The sequence below is a fragment of the Brevibacterium luteolum genome (assembly GCF_025147615.1).
Lineage (GTDB): Bacteria > Actinomycetota > Actinomycetes > Actinomycetales > Brevibacteriaceae > Brevibacterium > Brevibacterium luteolum.
This window is the reverse complement of the sequence record NZ_JALXPM010000004.1, coordinates 1-18,991: the sequence shown is the minus strand read 5'-3', so window position 1 is coordinate 18,991 and position 18,991 is coordinate 1. Positions and strand designations below refer to the sequence as shown.

Genomic DNA, 18,991 nt, shown 5'->3' with positions numbered 1-18,991 from the left:
CGGACCCGGCGCCCCTCACATCACGGTCGCGGCGACCGTGGCGGCCATCTCGGTGACCTGTGCGAGGTGCTCCTCGCCGACCTCGCCGGTGAAGGTGACCGGCTCGAAGGCCTTCTCCCACCCGAATCCGGTGGTGATCGCCTCCATCGCCTTCTCGGCCCCCGTTGTGTCGTAGCCGCCGTGGATCCAGTAGGAGAACGGCCGCCCGGCGGTCTGCTCGCGGGTGTCGTAGTAGGTGGTGTCGAAGAAATGCTTGAGGGCACCGGAGATGTAGCCGAAGTTCGCCGTCGTGCCGAGTACGTAGGCGTCAGCTGCGAGCACATCGTCTGCTGTCGCCTCGAGTGCGGCCCGCTCGATGACCTCGACGCCGTCGAGTTCGGGCATATTCAGCCCCTCCCGCGCAGCCGCAGCGAGCTCTTCAGTCGCTGGCGAGGGCGAATGGTGGACGAGCAGCACACGTGCCATATCTCCACTGTAGCGAGCGCCGCGCCCGAGGTGAATGCCCGGTTTGCACGGATCGATAGACTGCCGTGCATGGCAGTCATCCGCGATCCGCTGCGCGGTGCGCGCACCCCGCAGCCGAGTCACAGCGACGAGCAGATCGCCGCAGTCATCGCCGAGCTGGCAGACTCTGCGCCGGCTGGTGAGCACCCGTGGACGGTGCTCACCGGGGCCGGAATGAGCACCGATTCCGGCATTCCCGATTATCGCGGTCCCGGCTCCCCGCGCCGGAACCCGATGACCTACCAGACCTTTCTGTCGCATCCGCGGCAGCGCGCCCGCTATTGGGCGCGCAGCTGGGTCGGCTACCCCCGGATGCGCCTGGCCGAGCCGAACCGCGGGCACGAACTCCTCGCCTGCCTCGGGCTCGGACCGCTCATCACGCAGAACGTCGACGGACTGCACATCGCCGCCGGTTCCGATCCGGTCATCGAGCTGCACGGCAGCCTCGCCAGGGTGGTGTGCCTGCAGTGCCGGCGGATCTTCGACCGCAGCTGGCTGCAGGAGGAGACGACGGCGCTGAATCCCGGCTTCGGCGAACGGCTCGAGATCGACCTGGCTGATATCGAGACCGCTCCCGACGGCGACGTCGAACTCGATGAGACCGCCGGGTTCCGCTACCCGGACTGCCCGATCTGCGGCGGCATCCTCAAACCCGATGTCGTGTACTTCGGCGAATCCGTCCCGCGTGAGCGCGTTGAGGCCGCCACCGCCGCCGTCGATGCCGGGTCAGGGCTGCTTGTGGCCGGCAGTTCGCTGGCGGTGCACTCGGGACTGCGGTTCGTCCGCCGGGCGGCCAAGGCCGGCAAGCCGATCGTCATCGTCACCGACGGCCCGACGCGCGGCGATGACCTGGCCGATTATCGCTCCACCAGCCGGATTGCGGACTTTCTGCAGACACTCAGCGAGAAATGTGGACGCCCTCGCACAGCAGACGGCACACTGAGTGTATGAGGAAGAACTACGCACGCGACGAACGGCTCAGCCTAGCGGCGCTGATGTTCGATGTCGGCCCCGATGCACCCACCCTGTGTGAGGGATGGACGGTGCGGGACCTGGCAGTTCACCTCGTCATCCGCGACCGCCGGCCCTTCGCGCTGCCGGGCAACGCCTCTCCGCAGCTGGCCGAACGCTTCCCGTCACTCGACCGGTACAAGACCTCGGTCGAGACCGAGTTCACCGAGATGCCGTTCGAGCAGCTCGTCGGTCTCATGGCAGAGGGCGCGCCGATCTGGTCGCCGGCGAAGCTGTCGTCGGTCGACCGGGTGATGAACACTGCGGAGTTCCTCGTCCACCACGAGGACGTCCGCCGCGCCGCCGATGACTGGCAGCCGCGCAGCCTGTCCTGGGATATGCAGATGAGCGTGTGGCCGCTTTTGAAGATGCTCGTGCTGCCCCAGGCTCTCTCTGTCGGCAAGCACCTGATCCTCGACGCTCCCGGATTCGCCGGCACCACCGCCGGACCCAAGTCCAAAGGCATCATGAAGGTCACCGGCAAGCCGCTGGAGATCCTGCTGTGGGTCTACGGCCGCAAGGACCATGCGATCGTCGAAGTCGAGGAGTTCGACCCGCCTGAGGGAACCGACCCCGAGGCGGCAGACGACGTGCAGACCGGCACCCTTCCCATCGTGGAGCCGTGCCCAGGCGACGTCAGTGCCGACGACCGTGGCGACAGCGAACGCGGTGACAGCGAGCGCGAAGCTGCCGAGCGCTGATCAGCGCTCCGGCGACTGATCCTCCGGGCCGCGTGGGCCCGTCACGCCCCGCTGGTCCTCCGGATCGGCTGGGCTGGCTGGGCCGGTTGAACCATTCTGCTCCTCCTGCAGCCGACGCCGCTCCTCAGCGTGCATGCGGGCGCCGATATAGGAGTTCGGCCGGTTCATCGTCCGGTAGATAAGGTAGCCGCCGCCGAAGAGCGTGATGAAGAAGAACGCGATGACAATGAGCACCGCCAGAAGCTGCGGCTCATCCATCTTTCGGCCTCCTGATCTGGGGAGAAGGAAACGCGGTTCGGCAGTATGCACTCTGCGGTGCACGGGTGCCGTTCCGCCACCATGGTGCCACACCTCGTCCTCCGCGCAGCATCCGACCCAGCCACCGCCTCGGGAGCGGGGATCCACAGCGTCAGCTGAGCGATGTCAGCGGTTCGCAGTAGGGTAGGGGATGTGTCTACTGCACTGTACCGCCGCTACCGCCCGGAGACTTTCGATGAGGTCATCGGCCAGGACCATGTGGTCACCCCGCTCATGGCCGCGATCGCCAATGACCGCATCAACCATGCCTATCTGTTCTCCGGCCCCCGCGGCTGCGGCAAGACCACCTCAGCGCGCATCCTCGCCCGCTGCCTCAACTGCGTCGAGGGCCCGACCGCCCACCCCTGCGGGCAGTGCCCGAGCTGCCGCGACCTCGCCAACGACGGTCCCGGCTCACTCGACGTCGTCGAGATCGACGCAGCCAGCCACAACGGTGTCGATGACGCACGTGACCTGCGCGAACGTGCGGTCTACGCGCCTGCCCGTGACCGGTTCAAGGTCTTCATCCTCGATGAGGCGCATATGGTCACGCCGCAGGGCTTCAACGCCCTGCTCAAGCTCGTCGAGGAGCCGCCGGCGCATGTGAAGTTCGTCTTCGCGACCACCGAGCCGGAGAAGGTCATCGGCACGATCCGCTCGCGTACGCACCACTACCCCTTCCGGCTCGTCCCGCCCGAGGTGCTCACCGGCTATCTCGAGGAGCTGTGCGCGCGGGAGAACGTGCCGGTCTCTAAGGGCGTGCTGCCGCTGGTCGTGCGCGCCGGCGGTGGATCGGTGCGCGATTCGCTCTCCGTGCTCGACCAGCTCATGGCCGGCGCCGGAGCTGACGGCGTCGACTACCACACCGCAATCGCCCTGCTGGGCTACACGCCCGATTCGCTGCTCGGCGACATCGTCGACGCGTTCTCCGCTGGCGACGGCGCGGCCGTGTTCCGGGTCGTCGACCGGGTCATCGAGTCCGGCCAGGATCCGCGCCGGTTCGTTGAGGATCTGCTCGAGAGGTTCCGCGACCTGGTGGTCGTCGGTGCCGCGCCCGAGGCGGCGGCCTCGTTCCTGCCTGAGGTCCCCTCCGATCGCCTGGAGCGACTCGTCCAGCAGGCCCGGTCGTTCGGCCAGGCCGAGCTGTCACGGGCTGCGGATCTGTTCAATACGGGGCTGTCGGAGATGTCCGGCGCGACCTCGCCGCGGCTGCAGCTCGAGCTCATCTGTGCGCGCGTGCTGCTGCCGGCTGCCGAGAAGTCCCGCCGGTCAACGCTCAGCCGCGTTGAGCGGATCGAACGCCGCATCGGCATGGGTGCGACTGGCACCCTGCCGCCTGGAGCAGTGCCGGCTGCCGTACCCGAGGGCACCGATAACGGTCCTGGTGCTGCCGAGACCGGTAGCACCGCTGGTGTTGCCACGCAGACTGAGTCTGCCCAGCCTGCGAAGCCTGCGCCAGCTCCTGCGCGCAGCGTCGACGACGACCTCGACGAGTTCGCAGCTGCTGCCGCTGCAGCAGAATCCATGCTCAGTGATGAAGCAGACGCCGGGCAGTCCGCAGAATCCGCCCCGGCGGCTGACCCGTCATCGCCCGAACCGACATCTGCAGCGCCCGAGGCGACTGCGCCTGAGCCGACTGCGTCAGCCGTGCCCGAAGCCGCTGCCACCGCTGCGCGGCGTGCCGCAGACTCTTCTGCTCCCGCAGCCGCAGAAGCCGGCCAGCAGACTGGTGCGCAGCAGCCGACGGAATCGCAGCAGCCAGCTCAGCCTCAACCGTCTGCTCGGCCCGAACAGGCCCGGCCGCAGTCGGCCCCGGCAGCCCAGACTTCTCCTCAGCCCGGGCAGGTCTCGCAGCCCAGCCAGACGCAGGGCATGCAACAGCCGTCCCAGCCTCAGCCTGCCTCCGAGCCTGCGCAGCCGCCGACCCCCGCCTCGGGACCGGGACAGCCCGGCGCCGAGATCGACGCGATCCGCCGCGCCTGGCCCGACATCCTCGACGCGCTCGGCCGTACAGCGAAGCTCGCTCGCGCGATCGTGAGCAACAGTGCGGTGCCCTATGGATTCACCGACGGTGTCTTCTACCTCGGGTTCGACAACCCTGGTGCGCTCAACTCCTTCAATCGCGGAAACAACGCGCAGAAGCTGAGCGAAGCGCTCAACGACGTGCTCGGCATCCAAGCCCGTGTCGAAGTCGGCCCGGCGAGCGGAAACGTGCCCGGAGTCAACAGCGGCGGCGCGCCCGCAGCCAACCCGGGCAACCCCGGTGGGGGAGCTGGCGGGCCGCAGAGTTCCCGTGGACCGGAGCAGCAGAACACGATCAACCGCCCGCGGCCCACGCAGGAGGAGATCGACTCCGTCGTCGGCCCCCGCGAGGCCGACCGCGAGCCGATCGACCATGAGCGCTTCTGGCAGAGCCCCGGCGATACAGCAGTTGCCGAATCCGCCGCCGACGATGCGGAGGAAGGGCAAGGCCTAGACCACCCCGCAGCCGAGACGCCTGACACGGCAGGGGAGAAGCCGAACGCAGAGCAGTCCGAACCGGAACCGCAGGCAAACCCCGGCAGCCAGCCGACAAGGGAAGAGTCGACCGCGGACGAGTCGACTGAGGAACGGTCGGCAGCGAACCAGCCAGCTGCCGAAGAACCGGCGGCTCCTCAGCAGCACCCCGCACGCCAGGCACCTATCGCCGATGACGTCGAAGAGCCTGACGACGGACCCGAACCACCACCGGAGGACGACTACTACGCAGGTGCTGACTTCGCTGACCCGCACGAGGCAGATACGAGTGCAGGCTCCGGCGCGGTCGACATGCCGGCCGTCGTCGTGCCACCGCCAGCGGCCATCGACGACGAGCCCGATTCATTCGGTGCCGATTCAGGCGACCCCGGAACGACTGACGCGGCAGACTCCGACGCGGCAACGACTGACGCTGGTGCCCCGGACGCCTCGGCGCCCTCGGCGACCGGCAGTGCATCGGAGGACGATGACCTCGACTTCCTCGGCGCCTATGCCGACCCGAACATCGCCTTCACCACCAACGACGGACCAGAAGCCCCGCTGCCGAAGGGCGAGAAGTCCGCGGAATCGGCCAACCCGTACGCCAGCTTCGCGCAGCGCGCCCAGCAGAACGGCAATGGCAGCACCCCTGGCCACGACGCGAACCCAGGTGCTGCCGAACAGGCAGCCCACACCTCGGGCCCGGCCGACGCCGCAGACCCGGGGCCTGCGGCAGGCAGCGGACCGGCAATGGCTGGTGCCGCCAACGGCGACGGGCCGGAAGCCCAGCGCCAGCAGACCGGCGCCGGTCGGCCCGATGACGGATACGAGGACTTCGATCCCGATACGGATATGGACATCACCGAGGCCCCTGACGTCGGCGTGCCCGTCGTCGAACGGATCCTCGGCGGTGTCGTGATCGAGGAGACGGACGCATGAGCATGCTCTACGAAGGCGCCCTGCAGGACCTGGTCGACGAGTTCGGCAAGCTGCCGGGCATCGGCCCGAAGTCCGCTCAGCGCCTGGCCTTCCACATCCTGCAGAGTCCCAGCGAGGACGTCTCCGGACTCGCCCGCGCCCTGACCGAGGTGAAGAAGCGGGTGAAGTTCTGCGAGACCTGCGGCAACGTCGCAGAGGACACCGAATGCGTCATCTGCAAGGACACCCGCCGTGACCAGAGCGTCATCTGTGTGGTCGAAGAGCCCAAGGACGTCATCGCCATCGAACGCACCCGCGAGTTCCGCGGGCTCTACCACGTCCTCGGCGGCGCGATCGACCCAATGGCCGGCATCGGCCCCGATGAGCTGCGCATCAAGAGCCTGCTGCCGCGGCTGCAGAGCGGGGAGGTCACCGAATGCGTCATCGCCACCGACCCGAACCTCGAAGGCGAGGCGACCGCCACCTACCTCGTGCGGCTGCTCTCCAGCCTCGGCATCACCGTCAGTCGGCTGGCCTCCGGCCTGCCGGTCGGCGGCGACCTCGAATACGCCGATGAGGTCACCCTCGGCCGCGCCTTCGAAGGCCGCCGCCCCGTCGCCCAGTGACAGCCGAAGCCCTGTAACGGAGGCCCCGTGACAGGAGCCCGCGGCCCTGCACACACAGCCCAGCCCGGCCGGAACCCCGGCCGGGCTGAATTTTTTTTCTGGGGCCTCACCAGGCACAACGCAGTTTATCGACTATCGATATGCCGCAGGCCCTTGACTCCTTTATCGAAACTCGAGAAGTATATTGATTGTCGATATATCGAGAATCGATATACGACGATGACAACCCTCGTTTAGGATGGCAACCCTCGATTAAGGAGAAGCCCATGAACACCCCGGGCAACACAGCACCTGCAACCGCCACCGGTCGTCGCAAGAGCCGCGGAGGCCTGGAACTTCTCAGCCTCATGGCCCTGGCCGTCATCCTCGTCAACGCCGTCACCAGCATCGTGCGAGCGATCATCTCCCATGAGCTCACGGTCTCCCTCGAACTGCCGGACCAGGCCGAAGGTCTCATCCCCGGGCTCCCGGCCCGGGCCGACGGGCTCATGAGCTTCATCATCCCCTTCGATGAGCTCAGCGCATGGGCGATCACCCACGTGCTCATCGCACAGATCATCCTCGTCGCCGGAACCCTCGTCGCAGGCTGGTACCTCAGCCGGGTCATCAGCATCATCGCCGAAGGCAAGCCGCTGTCGCAGCGGGCCTCGCGCTTCCTGAGCATCGCCTTCTGGGCCGCCTTCGGCACGGGACTGGCCGTCGGACTCAACCTCATGCTCGGCGGCAACCTCGTCACCCGCGACCTCGGCATCGCCGAAGCCGGCTTCACCAACGGAGTCACCACCATGGGCAGCTTCGTCTGGCTCGGCGTCCTCGGCCTCATCCAGGTCTTCCGCCTGGCCCTGCAGCGCGGCCAGCGTGCCGAGGACGAGCTCGAAGGAGTCATCTGATGAGCACCGAGAACACCACCCGCGCGGTCCGCTGCCACCTCGACGAGCTGCTCACCGCCCGCGGCAAGACCCTGACCGAACTGGCGAACGAGGTGGGCATGACACTGGCCAACCTCTCGGTGCTGAAGAACAACCGCGCCAAGGCTATCCGCTACACCACACTCGTGGCCCTGTGTGACGCGCTGGACTGCCAGCCCGGTGACCTCTTCACCGTTGCCGAGGTGCCGGTCCCGGCCGGCTGACCCCTCACCTCCCGAGAACCCAGCCCCCTCGGGACCGGCGCACCCCTCAGAGACCGTGCCCCCACCTCGGGACTGGAAAGGCCCGTCATCGTCCAGATGGCGGGGCCTTCTGATGCCCGCGCGGGCCGGTGTTTACAATGGGCCGTGGCGTTGCGAGCAACGCGACTGTACCCGGACGAAAGTGATTGCTGTGAGCCTAGTTGTGCAGAAGTTCGGCGGATCCTCCGTGGCCGATGCCGACTCCGTCAAGCGCGTGGCCAAGCGGATCGTCGAATACCGCCAGGCCGGCCATGATGTCGTCGTCGTGGTCTCGGCGATGGGCGACAGCACCGATGACCTCATCGACCTGGCCAAGGAGATCTCCCCGGTCCCACCGGCCCGCGAACTCGACATGCTGCTGACCGCCGGTGAGCGGATCTCGATGGCCGTGCTCGCCATGGCGATCGCCAATCTCGGCTACCACGCGCAGTCCTTCACCGGCTCGCAGGCCGGCGTCATCACCGATGAGTCCTTCGGTAAGGCCCGCATCATCGACGTCACCCCCGGGCGCATCCGCTCCGCCCTCGATGACGGCAACGTCGCGATCGTCGCCGGGTTCCAGGGCGTGTCCCAGACGACGAAGAACATCACGACCCTGGGCCGCGGCGGCTCGGACACGACCGCCGTCGCCCTCGCTGCAGCACTCGAAGCCGATGTGTGCGAGATCTACTCCGACGTCGACGGCGTCTTCACCGCCGACCCGCGGATTGTGCCGAGTGCGCACAAGATCTCGCTCATCAGCTACGAGGAGATGCTCGAGATGGCCGCCTCGGGCGCGAAGATCCTCATGCTGCGCTGCGTGGAATACGCCCGCCGCTACGGCGTGCCCGTCCACGTCCGCTCCTCGTTCTCCCAGCACCAGGGCACCTGGGTGACCGACGCCCCCATCCCCGAGGCGTTCCGCACCGCACAGACAGAAGAAACGGAAGAGAAAATGGAACAGGCAATCATCTCCGGTGTCGCCCACGACCGTTCGGAGGCCAAGCTCACGATCGTCGGCGTGCCCGACATCCCCGGCAAGGCCGCCGAGATCTTCCGCACCGTCGGGCACCAGGAGATCGACATCGACATGATCGTCCAGAACATCTCCACCCGCGACCCCGGCCGCACCGACATCTCCTTCACCCTGCCGAAGGACGACGGTGTCAAGGCCATCGAAGCGCTCGAGTCCGCCAAGGGCAGCATCGGCTTCGACCACATCCAGTACGACGACCAGATCGGCAAGCTCTCCGTCGTCGGTGCGGGCATGCGCTCGCACCCAGGTGTCACCGCGACGCTGTTCGACGCGCTGGCCGACGCCCACATCAACATCGACATGATCTCCACCTCGGAGATCCGCATCAGCGTCGTCACGAACGCCGAGCTGCTCGACGACGCCGTGCGCGCGGCCCACACCGCCTACGGCCTCGACGCCGAGGACACCGAAGCGATCGTGTACGGAGGTACTGGACGATGAAGGCACTCAACATCGGCGTCGTCGGCGCCACCGGCCAGGTCGGCGAGGTCATGCGTGACCTGCTGGCAGATGATCCCGGCTTCGAGATCGCCTCGATCCGGTTCTTCGCCTCGGCGCGATCGGCCGGCCGCGAACTCGACTTCGCCGGGCAGGCCGTCGTCGTCGAAGACGCCGCGACCGCAGACCCCACCGGCCTCGACGTCGCTCTGTTCTCCGCCGGCGGGGCCACCTCCCGGGCGCAGGCCGCGCGCTTCGCCGAGGCCGGGGTGACGGTCATTGACAACTCCTCGGCCTTCCGCTCCGACCCTCAGGTGCCGCTCGTCGTCAGCGAGGTCAACCCCGAGGCCATCAACGACACACCCAAGGGGATCATCGCCAACCCCAACTGCACGACGATGGCCGCGATGCCGGTCCTCAAGGCCCTGCACGACGCCGCCGGTCTGGAGCGCATGACGGTGGCGACCTACCAGGCGGTCTCCGGCTCCGGGCTGGCTGGCGTCGAGGAGCTTGCCGGGCAGGCGCGCGCGGTCATCGACGATGCCGAGCAGCTTGTGCGCGACGGCGCTGCCGTCGGCTTCCCCGCTCCCGAGGTGTACACGGCTCCCATCGCGTTCAACGTTCTGCCGATGGCCGGGTCGATCGTCGACGACGGCGAAGGTGAGACGGACGAGGAGAAGAAGCTGCGCAACGAAAGCCGCAAGATCCTCGGGCTGCCTGAGCTGCGGGTGGCTGGGACGTGTGTTCGCGTGCCGGTGTTCTCCGGTCACAGCCTCGCTGTGCATGCCGAGTTCGCCCGCGAGATCACCCCGGCAGCCGCTCGCGAGGTGCTCGCTGACGCACCCGGCGTCGAGCTGGCGGATGTGCCGACTCCGCTGGGGGCTGCCGGCCGCAATGACAGCTTCGTCGGCCGCATCCGCGCCGACCAGTCGGTACCTGAAGGACGCGGTCTCGTGCTGTTCATCTCGAATGACAACCTGCGCAAGGGCGCAGCGCTCAACACCGTGCAGATCGCCCGCCTCATCGCCGAACGCAGCTGAGGCGGCTGTCGGCTGCGGTGCGCGGCAGTGCGCTGCAGTATGCGGCTGTCGGCGCAGCGGATCCGGTCATCGTGGCTGCATCGGGCAGGAGATCTGCCCGATGCAGCCACATGTGTTCGGTGCCCGCGAATGATGACGGACTGGCCGCTTGAGCACGCAGATGAACGACCATCCCGGAACCATAAAAACATTGCAATAAATCCATTAGCGATGTGTTGATGTATAGGAGTAACGTCCGACGAGATCGACAATCTCCGCCTGGAAAGGTGTCCTATGCGCTCGCTCCGCACTCCTGTTCTTGCAGCTCTCGCCGCTGGTTCCCTTGTCGCGCTGGCCGGCTGCGGTGGTTCCGACAACTCCGCCGAGGGCAGCAACGAGGACTTCACCGTTGTGACGTCCACCAACGTCTACGCTGACATCGTCAAGAACGTCGCCGGCGATGCAGCTGAGGTGACTCCGGTCATCGACGATCCGACACAGGATCCGCACGATTACGAGGCCACCGCCCAGGACCAGCTCAAGCTGTCGAAGGCCGACATGGTCGTCGTCAACGGCGGCGGCTATGACGCCTTCATGACGACGATGCTCGAGGCTGCCGATCACAAACCGACCGTCGTCGACACCGTCGCCATCTCGGGCCTGCCGGGCTCGGAGGGCGTGGCCAACGAACCTCACGACCATGATCACGGTGACGAAGACGGCCACGACCACGGTGAAGAAGGCCATGACCACGGCACCGAAGAGGCACATGATCACGGCACCGAGGATGCCCACGACCATGGTGAAGAAGGCCACGAGGACCACGATCACGGTACTGAAGACGCCCATGACCACGGCGAAGACGCCCATGACCACGGCGAAGAGGGCCACGATCACGACCATGACCACGGCGAAGAGGGCCACGATCACGACCATGACCACGGCGCCTTCAATGAACACGTCTGGTACTCCGTGCCGACGATGACGAAACTCGTCGACGAGGTCTCCTCGAGGCTGAGCGACGAGCTGCCCGACAGCGCTGACGACATCAAGAAGAACGCTGAGGACTACAAGGCCGAACTCGGCAAGCTGCAGTCCCAGCTCGACGAGGCGAAGTCCGAGCACGAGGGTGAGAAAGCCGCGGCCACCGAGCCGATCGCCCTGTGGCTCTTCCACGACATGGGCATCGAGAACATCACCTCCCAGGACTTCCTCTCCGCCGTCGAACACGGCGACGATGTGCCGCCGCTGGTGCTGAAGAAGGCCAAGGAGCAGATCGAGAACGAGGAAGTCGTCGTCCTCGCCTACAATTCGCAGAACGCCGGCCCGCAGGCCGACGAACTGAAGAAGACCGCCGAAAGCGCCGGTGTGCCGGTCGTGAATCTGGCGGAGACCATGGACAATGACGAGAAGTACATCGACTGGATGGGCGGCTACATCAAGGACGTCCAGGAAGCGCTGGCAGGTCACGATCACTGACTCCGAATCACACAGCACCAACCCGGTCCTCGAGCTCAGCGACGCACAGTTGCGTTTCGGGGACCGGGTGCTGTGGCACAACCTCAACATCGACGTCGAGCCCGGCGAGTTCATCGCCATCCTCGGCCCCAACGGCTGCGGCAAGACCTCCCTGCTCAAGGTCCTCCTCGGACAGTATCAACTGTATTCCGGTACGGCCCGCGTCAACGGCCACCGCGCCCGACGCGGAGACCCGGACATCGGCTACATCCCCCAGCAGCGCGGCATCGACGACGACACCCCGATGCGCGGCCGCGACCTCGTGCGCATGGGACTCGACGGCCACCGCTGGGGACCGGGCTGGTTCTCCCGCTCGCGCAGCCAGAAGGTCGAAGCGCTGCTCGAAGAGGTCGGTGCCCAGACCTACGCCGACTCCCCGGTCGGCATGCTCTCCGGTGGCGAACTGCAGCGCCTGCGCGTCGCCCAGGCTCTCAGCTCGGACCCGCACCTGCTGCTGTGCGATGAGCCGCTGCTGCACCTCGATATGACCCATCAGCGGCTCGTGGCCCGCCTGCTGCACGAGAAGCGCCGGGCCCGCCAGACCGCGATCCTCTTCGTCACTCACGAGATCAATCCGATCCTGCCGTACGTCGACCGGGTCCTCTACATCGCCGGCGGACATTTCCTCGTCGGCACCCCAGACGAAGTCATCAACTCCGCGGCGCTCAGCGAACTCTACGGCTCACCGATCGACGTCGTGCGCGCCGGCGGGCGCATCGTCATCGTCGGCAGCGACTCCGACCATCACCCGATCCATCACCCCGAGCCCTCGGCCGGGGCGATCTGAGGAGCGCAGGCACCATGACTCACCTGGCATCGAACATCCTCACCGAGTACTTCACGTTCGAAAACTACGGCGAGCTCATCGTGCTGCTGCAGAACTCCTTGTTCGCAGCCGCACTGCTCGGCGTGGTCGGCGGCCTCATCAGCGTCTTCGTCATGGCCCGCGACATTCCGTTCGCCGTCCACGGCGTCGCCGAACTCTCCTTCGCCGGAGCCTCCTTCGCGCTACTCATCAGCTTCGACGTCGTCTACGGCTCGATCATCGGCTCACTCGCTGCGGCTCTGCTCATCGGCATCGGCGGTGCGCGCAGCAGTGAGAAGAACACCATCACCGGCGTCCTCATGCCCTTCGGCCTAGGCCTCGGCATCCTGTTCCTGGCCCTCTACGACGGCCGCGCGGCGAACAAGTTCGGACTGCTCACCGGTCAGATCGTGGCGATCAACTCGGGCCAGATCCGCACGCTCGTCATCTGCGCGGTCATCGTCCTCGTCACCCTGCTCATCATTTGGCGCCCACTCGTCTTCGCCAGCATCGACCCGGCCGTCGCTCGCGCGAAGGGCGTTCCGGTCACCGCGCTCACGATCATCTTCATGCTCGCCCTCGGGCTGGCCGTCGCGCTGTCCGTCCAGGTCGTCGGCGTGCTCCTCGTCCTCGCCCTGCTCGTCACCCCGGCGGCGGCCGCCACCCAGATCTCAGCCTCTCCGGTTCTCGTGCCGGTCCTGTCGATGCTGTTCGCCGTCATCTCGTCCGTGGGCGGCATCCTCATCGCGCTCGGCTCACCGGTCGTGCCGATCAGCCCCTTCGTCACCACCATCAGCTTCCTCATCTACCTCATCTGCCGCCTCATCGGCCACCGCCGCAAATCCCGCCACACCCGCGCCCGGATCCGTCGTGAAGCCGATGTCCATCGCCACCCCTCGCTGGTGAGCACCGCTGACGAGGCGGGGGACGCCTCGGGCACGGACGCTCGCTGACCTGTCCCCGGTTGCCGCTAGGATGGGGCAGATGAATCGAACGCTCGCCACCACTCTCGCCGGAGCCGGGGCCGTGTCCGCGGCTGGGCTTGCCGGTGCCGTCTGGGCTGCCGGCATCGAACCGGCGCTGTTCCGCATCCGCCGCAGCACTGTGCCCGTGCTGCCGCCGGGTGCCGAGGACCTGCGCATCCTCCACATCTCCGACCTGCACCTGTGCGCGTGGCAGAAGAGGAAGATGGCATTCGTCTCGCAGCTGGCCGAGCTCGAGCCCGACCTCATCGTCAACACCGGTGACAACCTCGCCGCCCCGATGCTCGAGCGGCTGCTGGAGGTCTACGACGAGCTCCTCGACGTTCCCGGGGTGTTCGTTCTGGGATCGAACGACTTCTTCGCCCCGCAGATGAAGAACCCGCTGCGCTATCTCGGCGCACCCTCAGAGGTGAAGCATTCGAAGAAGAATGCGACCCTGCCGACCATGGAGCTCGTCGACGCCTTCGCTGAGCGCGGCTGGGCCTTCCTCGACAACCGCGGCTCAGAGATCGAGCTGCGCGGCACCCGTCTGGCTTTCGCCGGCATCGGAGATGCGCACATGAACCGCGACCGGCTCGACGAGGAGTGGCCGCGCTTCGACGAACCGGCCGCCGATGTGCGCATCGGTGTCACCCATGCGCCGTACCTGCGCGTGCTCGATGCCTTCGCCGCCGCCGAAGCGGACCTCGCCTTCGCTGGTCACACGCACGGCGGGCAGGTGTGCATGCCCTTCTACGGAGCGCTGGTGACGAACTGCGACCTGCCGGCCCGGTATGCCAAGGGCGCCTTCGACTACAGCGGCATGACGGTCAATGTCTCGGCCGGGCTCGGGTTCTCGCCGTTCGCCCCAGTGCGTTTCGCGTGCCCACCGGAGGTCTCCCTCATCACCCTGACTGCCCGCAGCTGAGGCCCATTTGGACCTTCCGTGTCCGACCCTGCGGGCCCGGTGGGGCGTTAGCCGCCCCACCGGGACTTTCGTGATTGTCAGGTTCATTGGGCGAATGCTGAGGGAATCGACTTGCGCTGTTCGTTAAAATGATCCGCATGGTGTCATCTGTCTCAGAATCCTCCAACAAGGTCGCGGCGCTGTTTCAGTTCATCGCCGTCAGCGTCGTCGCCGGCGTTGTCGGTGCAGGACTGGCGATCCCCTCCGTCGGCGTTGCCTCCATGGGAGCCGACGCCGGCGTCGAGCTGTTCAGCGCGCTGCCGGCCGAACTCGACGAGCGTCCCCTCGCCGAGCAGTCCCGCATGCTCGCCTCCGATGGCTCGGAGATCGCGACCTTCTACTGGCAGAACCGCAAGGAAGTCTCCCTCGAGGATGTCTCCGAGCAGATGCAGCAGGCGACTGTGGCCGTCGAGGATGAGCGCTTCTTCGAACACGGCGGGGTCGACCTGCAGGGCATCGCCCGCGCAGTGGTCTACAACCTGCTCTCCGATGACACCCAGGGCGGTTCGACACTGACGCAGCAGTACGTCAAGAACGTGCTGAGCGAGAACGCCAACGCTGAGGACGAGAGCAACCGCGCAGCGATTGAAGAGGCCACCGAGAGCTCCGGTGCAGCCGGATACGCCCGCAAGCTCCGCGAGGCGAAGCTGGCTGCGGCCGTGGAGAACAAGTACAGCAAGCATGAGATCCTCAACCGCTACCTCAACATCAACAACTACTCCGGCACCCCGCGCGTCTACGGCGTTGAGGCCGCGGCTCAGCGCTACTGGGGCATTTCGGCGAAGGACCTGAATATCCAGCAGTCGGCCACCCTGGCCGGCATTGTGAAGAACCCGGCTGCCTTCAATCCGCAGACCAAGCCGGAGAACGCCATCGAACGCCGCAACACCGTGCTCGGACTCATGCACAAGCAGGGCAAGATCACGCAGGAGGAGTACGACGAAGCGCGCAACTCCGACCTCGAACTCGACATTCACGAGACCCCCAACGGATGCGCGGCTGCCGGCAACAAGGGCTACTTCTGCGATTACGTCCAGCGTGTCGTGGAGAACGACCCGATCTTCGGTGAGACGAAGGAGGAGCGCCGCAACCTGCTGCAGCGCGGCGGCCTGACGATCAAGACGACGCTCGACCCGAAGATGCAGAACGAAGCCGACAAGGCCGTGAAGAAGCGGGTTCCGGTCGGCGATCCCTCCGGTGCCGGTCACACCATCGTCTCCGTCGAGCCTGGTTCCGGCAAGGTGCTCTCGATGGCACAGAACCGCAACTACACGGCGTCTGAGGGCAAGAAGGGCTCTGACACCCAGATCAACTTCAACGTCGACAACTCCCACAACGGCGCCAACGGCTTCCAGGTGGGTTCGACGTGGAAGCCGTTCGTGCTGACCGAATGGCTCAAGGAGGGCAAGACCCTCGGCTCGACGGTCAACGCGACCAAGCGCGAGTACGCTGCCGGGTCATGGAAGTACCGTGGCTGCGACAACAACGGGGCGAAGTGGAATCCGAACAACGCCGGCGACGGCGGTGGCAACTCCGCGATGACCGCACTCGACGCCACCCGCAAGTCCGTCAACACCGGTTATGCGGCCATGGCCAACCAGCTTGACATGTGCGGGATCATGAAGACCGCCACCGACCTGGGCATCAAGTACGGAAACGGCTCGCCGCTGGACACGAAGCTCCAGGATGGTACGACTGACGCCCTCAAGCCCGCCTCGGTGCTGGGCATCGTGCAGGTCGCGCCGATCGACATGGCCAGCGCATACGCAGTGTATGCCTCAGGCGGCACCTACTGCCGCCCGACCCCCATCACCGAGATCACCGATTCCGAAGGTGAGAAGGTCGACGTGCCGAAGGCCGACTGCAAGAAGGTGCTCGATAAGAAGGTCGCCGATTCGGTTGCCTGGGCGCTTTCGCAGACGTTCAACGGCGGCACCACCTCCTCACTGCGGATCGGCGCGCCGGCTGGTGCGAAGACCGGTACGACGAACTTCGAAGTCGGTTCGACCTGGCTCGTCGGCTTCACCCGGAAGATCTCGACTGCGGTGTGGACCGGCCATCCGGACAAAAACATGGACTGGCGAAAGAACAGCAAGGGCAAGGTCCGCGGCCGGATCTACGGTGCGACCATCTCCGGCCAGACCTGGCAGTCCTACATGAGCAAGGCCATCAAGGAGACGAAGGGCAACACCGGATTCTCCCGCCCATCTGGCACCCAGCCCGAAAGCAGCACCAAGTCCGGTGGCAGCCGCAGCGGTAACAACGGCGGCGGCAACCGCGGCGGCGGCAGCAGCAACAACAACGGCGGCGGTGGCGGCGGCAACAACGGCGGCGGTGGCGGCGGCAACAACGGCGGCGACGATGGTGGCGGCAACAACGGCGGCGACGATGGTGGCGGTGACGAGCCGCCGTCGCTCGGCGGCTGACGTCTGATGCTGACTGAGGCGGTGCAGGAACACGTTTCCTGCACCGCCTCTCGGCTGTCCGGAATGAGCCGTTGTTCGCGGCGCGCCGCTGCGAGGGGCCCAGCACCTCGCCAGCGACTCTCGCCTCGGAAGGGGGGTGCCCACACCTCGGAAGCGGTAGCCCACACCTCGGAAGCGGTAGCCGCGTGTGAGGCGGCTGAACTAGGCTGAGGGCAGTCGAACAGAAAGGGCTCGCACATGCAGAAGTGGGAGTACGTCACCGTACCGCTCATCGTCCACGCAACGAAGCAGATCCTCGATCAGTGGGGCGAAGACGGGTATGAGCTCGTCCAGGTCATCCCCGGCCCCGACGGCAACGGTCTCGTGGCCTACCTCAAGCGCCCGAAGGCATAAGGAGACGACAGATGGCACGCATTGAACAGCAGCTGGACAAGCTCGGAGTCGAACTTCCCGAGGTGGCGAAGCCTGCGGGTGTGTATGTCCCGGCCGTGCGGTCAGGCGACTATGTGTACACCTCCGGACAGCTTCCGTTCGTCGACGGTGAGCTCAAGGTCACCGGCAAGCTCGGTGGCGGGGTAAGTATCGAGGACGGCTATGAGGCCGCCAAGCTCGCTGCCGTCAACGGACTGGCCGCGGTCAAGTCCGTCATCGGCGATCTCGATGAGGTCGAGCAGATCGTCAAGGTCACCGGTTTCGTCAACTCGGCAGCCGACTTCGCCGACCACCCGAAGGTCGTCAACGGCGCCTCCGAGTTCCTCGGCGAGGTATTCGGTGCCCGTGGCGAGCACGCACGCAGCGCCGTGGGCGTGGCCGCACTGCCGATGGACACGCCAGTCGAGGTGGAGATGATCGTCAAGGTCCGGCCGTTCGAGGCGAAGCCGGGTCTGTGACCGCCTGGCTACCGGAGACTCGATGAGTCCCCATCGTCTGACACGGCATCGCCCGGCGCGAGAGCTACCGGTTTCGCAGCAGCTGTCCCATCTGCTCAACCTCTTCGCGTCGGGCGAGACCGTGCCCACCCCCTCGGTGCCGATTCCTGCTGCAGCCGTCGTCTGCGTGCGCGACACCCCTGGAGGCATCCAGGTGTTCGTCACGCGGCAGGCCGATGCGCCGGGGCTGACCGATAAGAACCGGTGGGCGTTCCCGTCTGCCGAACTGCACCCTGAGGACATCCATCACCTGCCTCTGGCTGTGTGGGATGCAGCCAAGTGCGCCCGGCTGCTGCGGATGGACAACACCACGAAGGCGCTCAACTACTTCGCCACGGCGGCACGTGCGGCACTGGAGCTGCTCGGCGTGCTGCTTGCTGAGGACGTCGATGGGCGGATCATCTCATCGACGGACACCCCGTTGTGGGAGGACAGCCGGCAGAAGCTGGTGACCGGCCGGGCACGGCTCGGGCAGCTGGTTGCCGAGCGCGACCTCAAAATGCGCCTGGACCTGCTCTCACCGTGGATGCGGTGGGTGAACACACCGTGGCAGCTGCGCCGCCACGACACGATCTTCTTCATCTGCGCTGTGCCGCACGGGCAGACCGTCTCCTTCCGGTCGGTCAATGAATCGTGGGGCGGGTGGATGGCCCCGGCGAAGGTGCTGGAGAACGCTGACCCCGAGCACGCCGAATACATCTCCGCTGCCACGAGGCTGGTGTGTGAGAGCCTCGCCCGGACGCCGACCGTCGGTTCGGCGATGGCGCGGGTGCGCGATGTCTCGCCGATCCTGCCGGAGATCGTCCGGCACGATGACCAGTGGTGGGTGTCGCTGTCTGATCGGGCTGATCCCTCGGAGCGCGGCCGCATCCGCGACGTCGGCAAGGTCGTGACGGAATCCGATCTGGAGAAGAGCTCGGGACTGTTCGGCGCAGAGAGCTGACACCGGTGCAGCAGGCGGCTCGGGCAGCAGGTGGTTCCGGCGCTTGTGTTGCCGTCGCGGCCCGAACGTGCGGGGCCGCACGTCATTCGGGGAAGAGTGTGACTGGGTCGGCTAGTTCGGCTTGGAATCGGGAGTGGAAGAGCGGGCGCTGGGTTCGGTCGAGGGTCTGGGGTGGTATCCAGGCGGGTAGCCCGTTGAGGAGTGTTGATCGCCAGCCGTGGCGTTCGTGCCAGCCGTGGTGGAAA

At 66.5% G+C, this 18,991-nt stretch carries 18 protein-coding genes; 16 read left to right on the top strand and 2 right to left on the bottom strand.

The annotated features are described in order from the left end of the window. Positions 1 to 15 precede the first annotated feature (15 nt). Positions 16 to 465, bottom strand: a complete 450-nt coding sequence (locus M3C25_RS01745; protein ID WP_170273142.1) for a flavodoxin family protein — start codon at positions 463 to 465, stop codon at positions 16 to 18. A 69-nt stretch (positions 466 to 534) separates the two neighbouring features. Here M3C25_RS01745 and M3C25_RS01740 point away from each other — a divergent pair, with 69 nt between their 5' ends. After that, complete coding sequence (locus M3C25_RS01740) at positions 535 to 1,455, top strand: Sir2 family NAD-dependent protein deacetylase (protein WP_259854715.1); 921 nt, start codon at positions 535 to 537, stop codon at positions 1,453 to 1,455. After that, entirely contained in the window at positions 1,452 to 2,216 is a 765-nt protein-coding gene (locus M3C25_RS01735) for a TIGR03085 family metal-binding protein (RefSeq protein ID WP_259854714.1), read from the top strand. Before M3C25_RS01740 ends, M3C25_RS01735 begins: the two co-directional genes overlap by 4 nt. On the opposite strand, the gene M3C25_RS01730 is transcribed toward M3C25_RS01735, so the two are convergent. Continuing rightward, complete coding sequence (locus M3C25_RS01730) at positions 2,217 to 2,474, bottom strand: hypothetical protein (RefSeq protein ID WP_259845707.1); 258 nt, start codon at positions 2,472 to 2,474, stop codon at positions 2,217 to 2,219. Positions 2,475 to 2,666: 192 nt separating this feature from the next. Between M3C25_RS01730 and M3C25_RS01725 the strand changes: the two genes are divergently transcribed. The 14 genes from M3C25_RS01725 to M3C25_RS01660 all read left to right on the top strand — a co-directional run bounded on the left by M3C25_RS01725 (position 2,667) and on the right by M3C25_RS01660 (position 18,746). Further along, positions 2,667 to 5,948, top strand: a complete 3,282-nt coding sequence (locus tag M3C25_RS01725) for a DNA polymerase III subunit gamma and tau (protein WP_259854713.1) — start codon at positions 2,667 to 2,669, stop codon at positions 5,946 to 5,948. Then, entirely contained in the window at positions 5,945 to 6,553 is a 609-nt protein-coding gene (gene recR / locus M3C25_RS01720; protein ID WP_165884517.1) for a recombination mediator RecR, read from the top strand. The genes M3C25_RS01725 and recR overlap by 4 nt, the downstream gene beginning before the upstream one ends. A gap of 266 nt (positions 6,554 to 6,819) precedes the next feature. After that, the gene (locus M3C25_RS01715) at positions 6,820 to 7,443 is read left to right on the top strand and encodes a hypothetical protein (protein ID WP_259854711.1); all 624 of its coding nucleotides are present in this window, start codon (positions 6,820 to 6,822) and stop codon (positions 7,441 to 7,443) included. Further along, complete coding sequence (locus M3C25_RS01710) at positions 7,443 to 7,685, top strand: helix-turn-helix domain-containing protein (protein WP_259845704.1); 243 nt, start codon at positions 7,443 to 7,445, stop codon at positions 7,683 to 7,685. The genes M3C25_RS01715 and M3C25_RS01710 overlap by 1 nt, the downstream gene beginning before the upstream one ends. 190 nt (positions 7,686 to 7,875) lie before the next feature. After that, entirely contained in the window at positions 7,876 to 9,180 is a 1,305-nt protein-coding gene (locus M3C25_RS01705; RefSeq protein ID WP_259854710.1) for an aspartate kinase, read from the top strand. Further along, positions 9,177 to 10,217, top strand: a complete 1,041-nt coding sequence (locus M3C25_RS01700; protein WP_259854709.1) for an aspartate-semialdehyde dehydrogenase — start codon at positions 9,177 to 9,179, stop codon at positions 10,215 to 10,217. Before M3C25_RS01705 ends, M3C25_RS01700 begins: the two co-directional genes overlap by 4 nt. Positions 10,218 to 10,490: 273 nt before the next feature. Continuing rightward, the gene (locus tag M3C25_RS01695; protein WP_259854708.1) at positions 10,491 to 11,675 is read left to right on the top strand and encodes a metal ABC transporter solute-binding protein, Zn/Mn family; all 1,185 of its coding nucleotides are present in this window, start codon (positions 10,491 to 10,493) and stop codon (positions 11,673 to 11,675) included. Positions 11,676 to 11,724: 49 nt separating this feature from the next. Continuing rightward, positions 11,725 to 12,501 carry a metal ABC transporter ATP-binding protein gene (locus M3C25_RS01690; RefSeq protein WP_259854701.1) on the top strand — a complete coding sequence of 259 codons (777 nt, stop codon included), beginning with the start codon at positions 11,725 to 11,727 and terminating at the stop codon, positions 12,499 to 12,501. 14 nt (positions 12,502 to 12,515) lie between these two features. Further along, positions 12,516 to 13,472 (top strand): metal ABC transporter permease, encoded by a 957-nt coding sequence (locus tag M3C25_RS01685; protein ID WP_259854700.1) that lies wholly within the window; start codon positions 12,516 to 12,518, stop codon positions 13,470 to 13,472. Between the two features lie 31 nt (positions 13,473 to 13,503). Beyond that, on the top strand, positions 13,504 to 14,409 hold the full coding sequence (locus M3C25_RS01680; RefSeq protein WP_259854699.1) for a metallophosphoesterase: 906 nt from the start codon (positions 13,504 to 13,506) through the stop codon (positions 14,407 to 14,409). Between the two features lie 137 nt (positions 14,410 to 14,546). Continuing rightward, positions 14,547 to 16,874 carry a transglycosylase domain-containing protein gene (locus tag M3C25_RS01675; RefSeq protein WP_259854698.1) on the top strand — a complete coding sequence of 776 codons (2,328 nt, stop codon included), beginning with the start codon at positions 14,547 to 14,549 and terminating at the stop codon, positions 16,872 to 16,874. A 237-nt stretch (positions 16,875 to 17,111) separates the two neighbouring features. Beyond that, positions 17,112 to 17,267, top strand: a complete 156-nt coding sequence (gene sp36, locus M3C25_RS01670) for a Sp36 family protein (RefSeq protein WP_165884527.1) — start codon at positions 17,112 to 17,114, stop codon at positions 17,265 to 17,267. 11 nt (positions 17,268 to 17,278) lie between these two features. Further along, a complete protein-coding gene (locus M3C25_RS01665; protein ID WP_259854697.1) occupies positions 17,279 to 17,764 on the top strand; it encodes a RidA family protein in 486 nt (161 codons plus the stop codon). A gap of 22 nt (positions 17,765 to 17,786) precedes the next feature. Beyond that, positions 17,787 to 18,746, top strand: a complete 960-nt coding sequence (locus M3C25_RS01660; protein ID WP_165884529.1) for an NUDIX hydrolase — start codon at positions 17,787 to 17,789, stop codon at positions 18,744 to 18,746. The last annotated feature ends 245 nt before the right edge of the window (positions 18,747 to 18,991 follow it).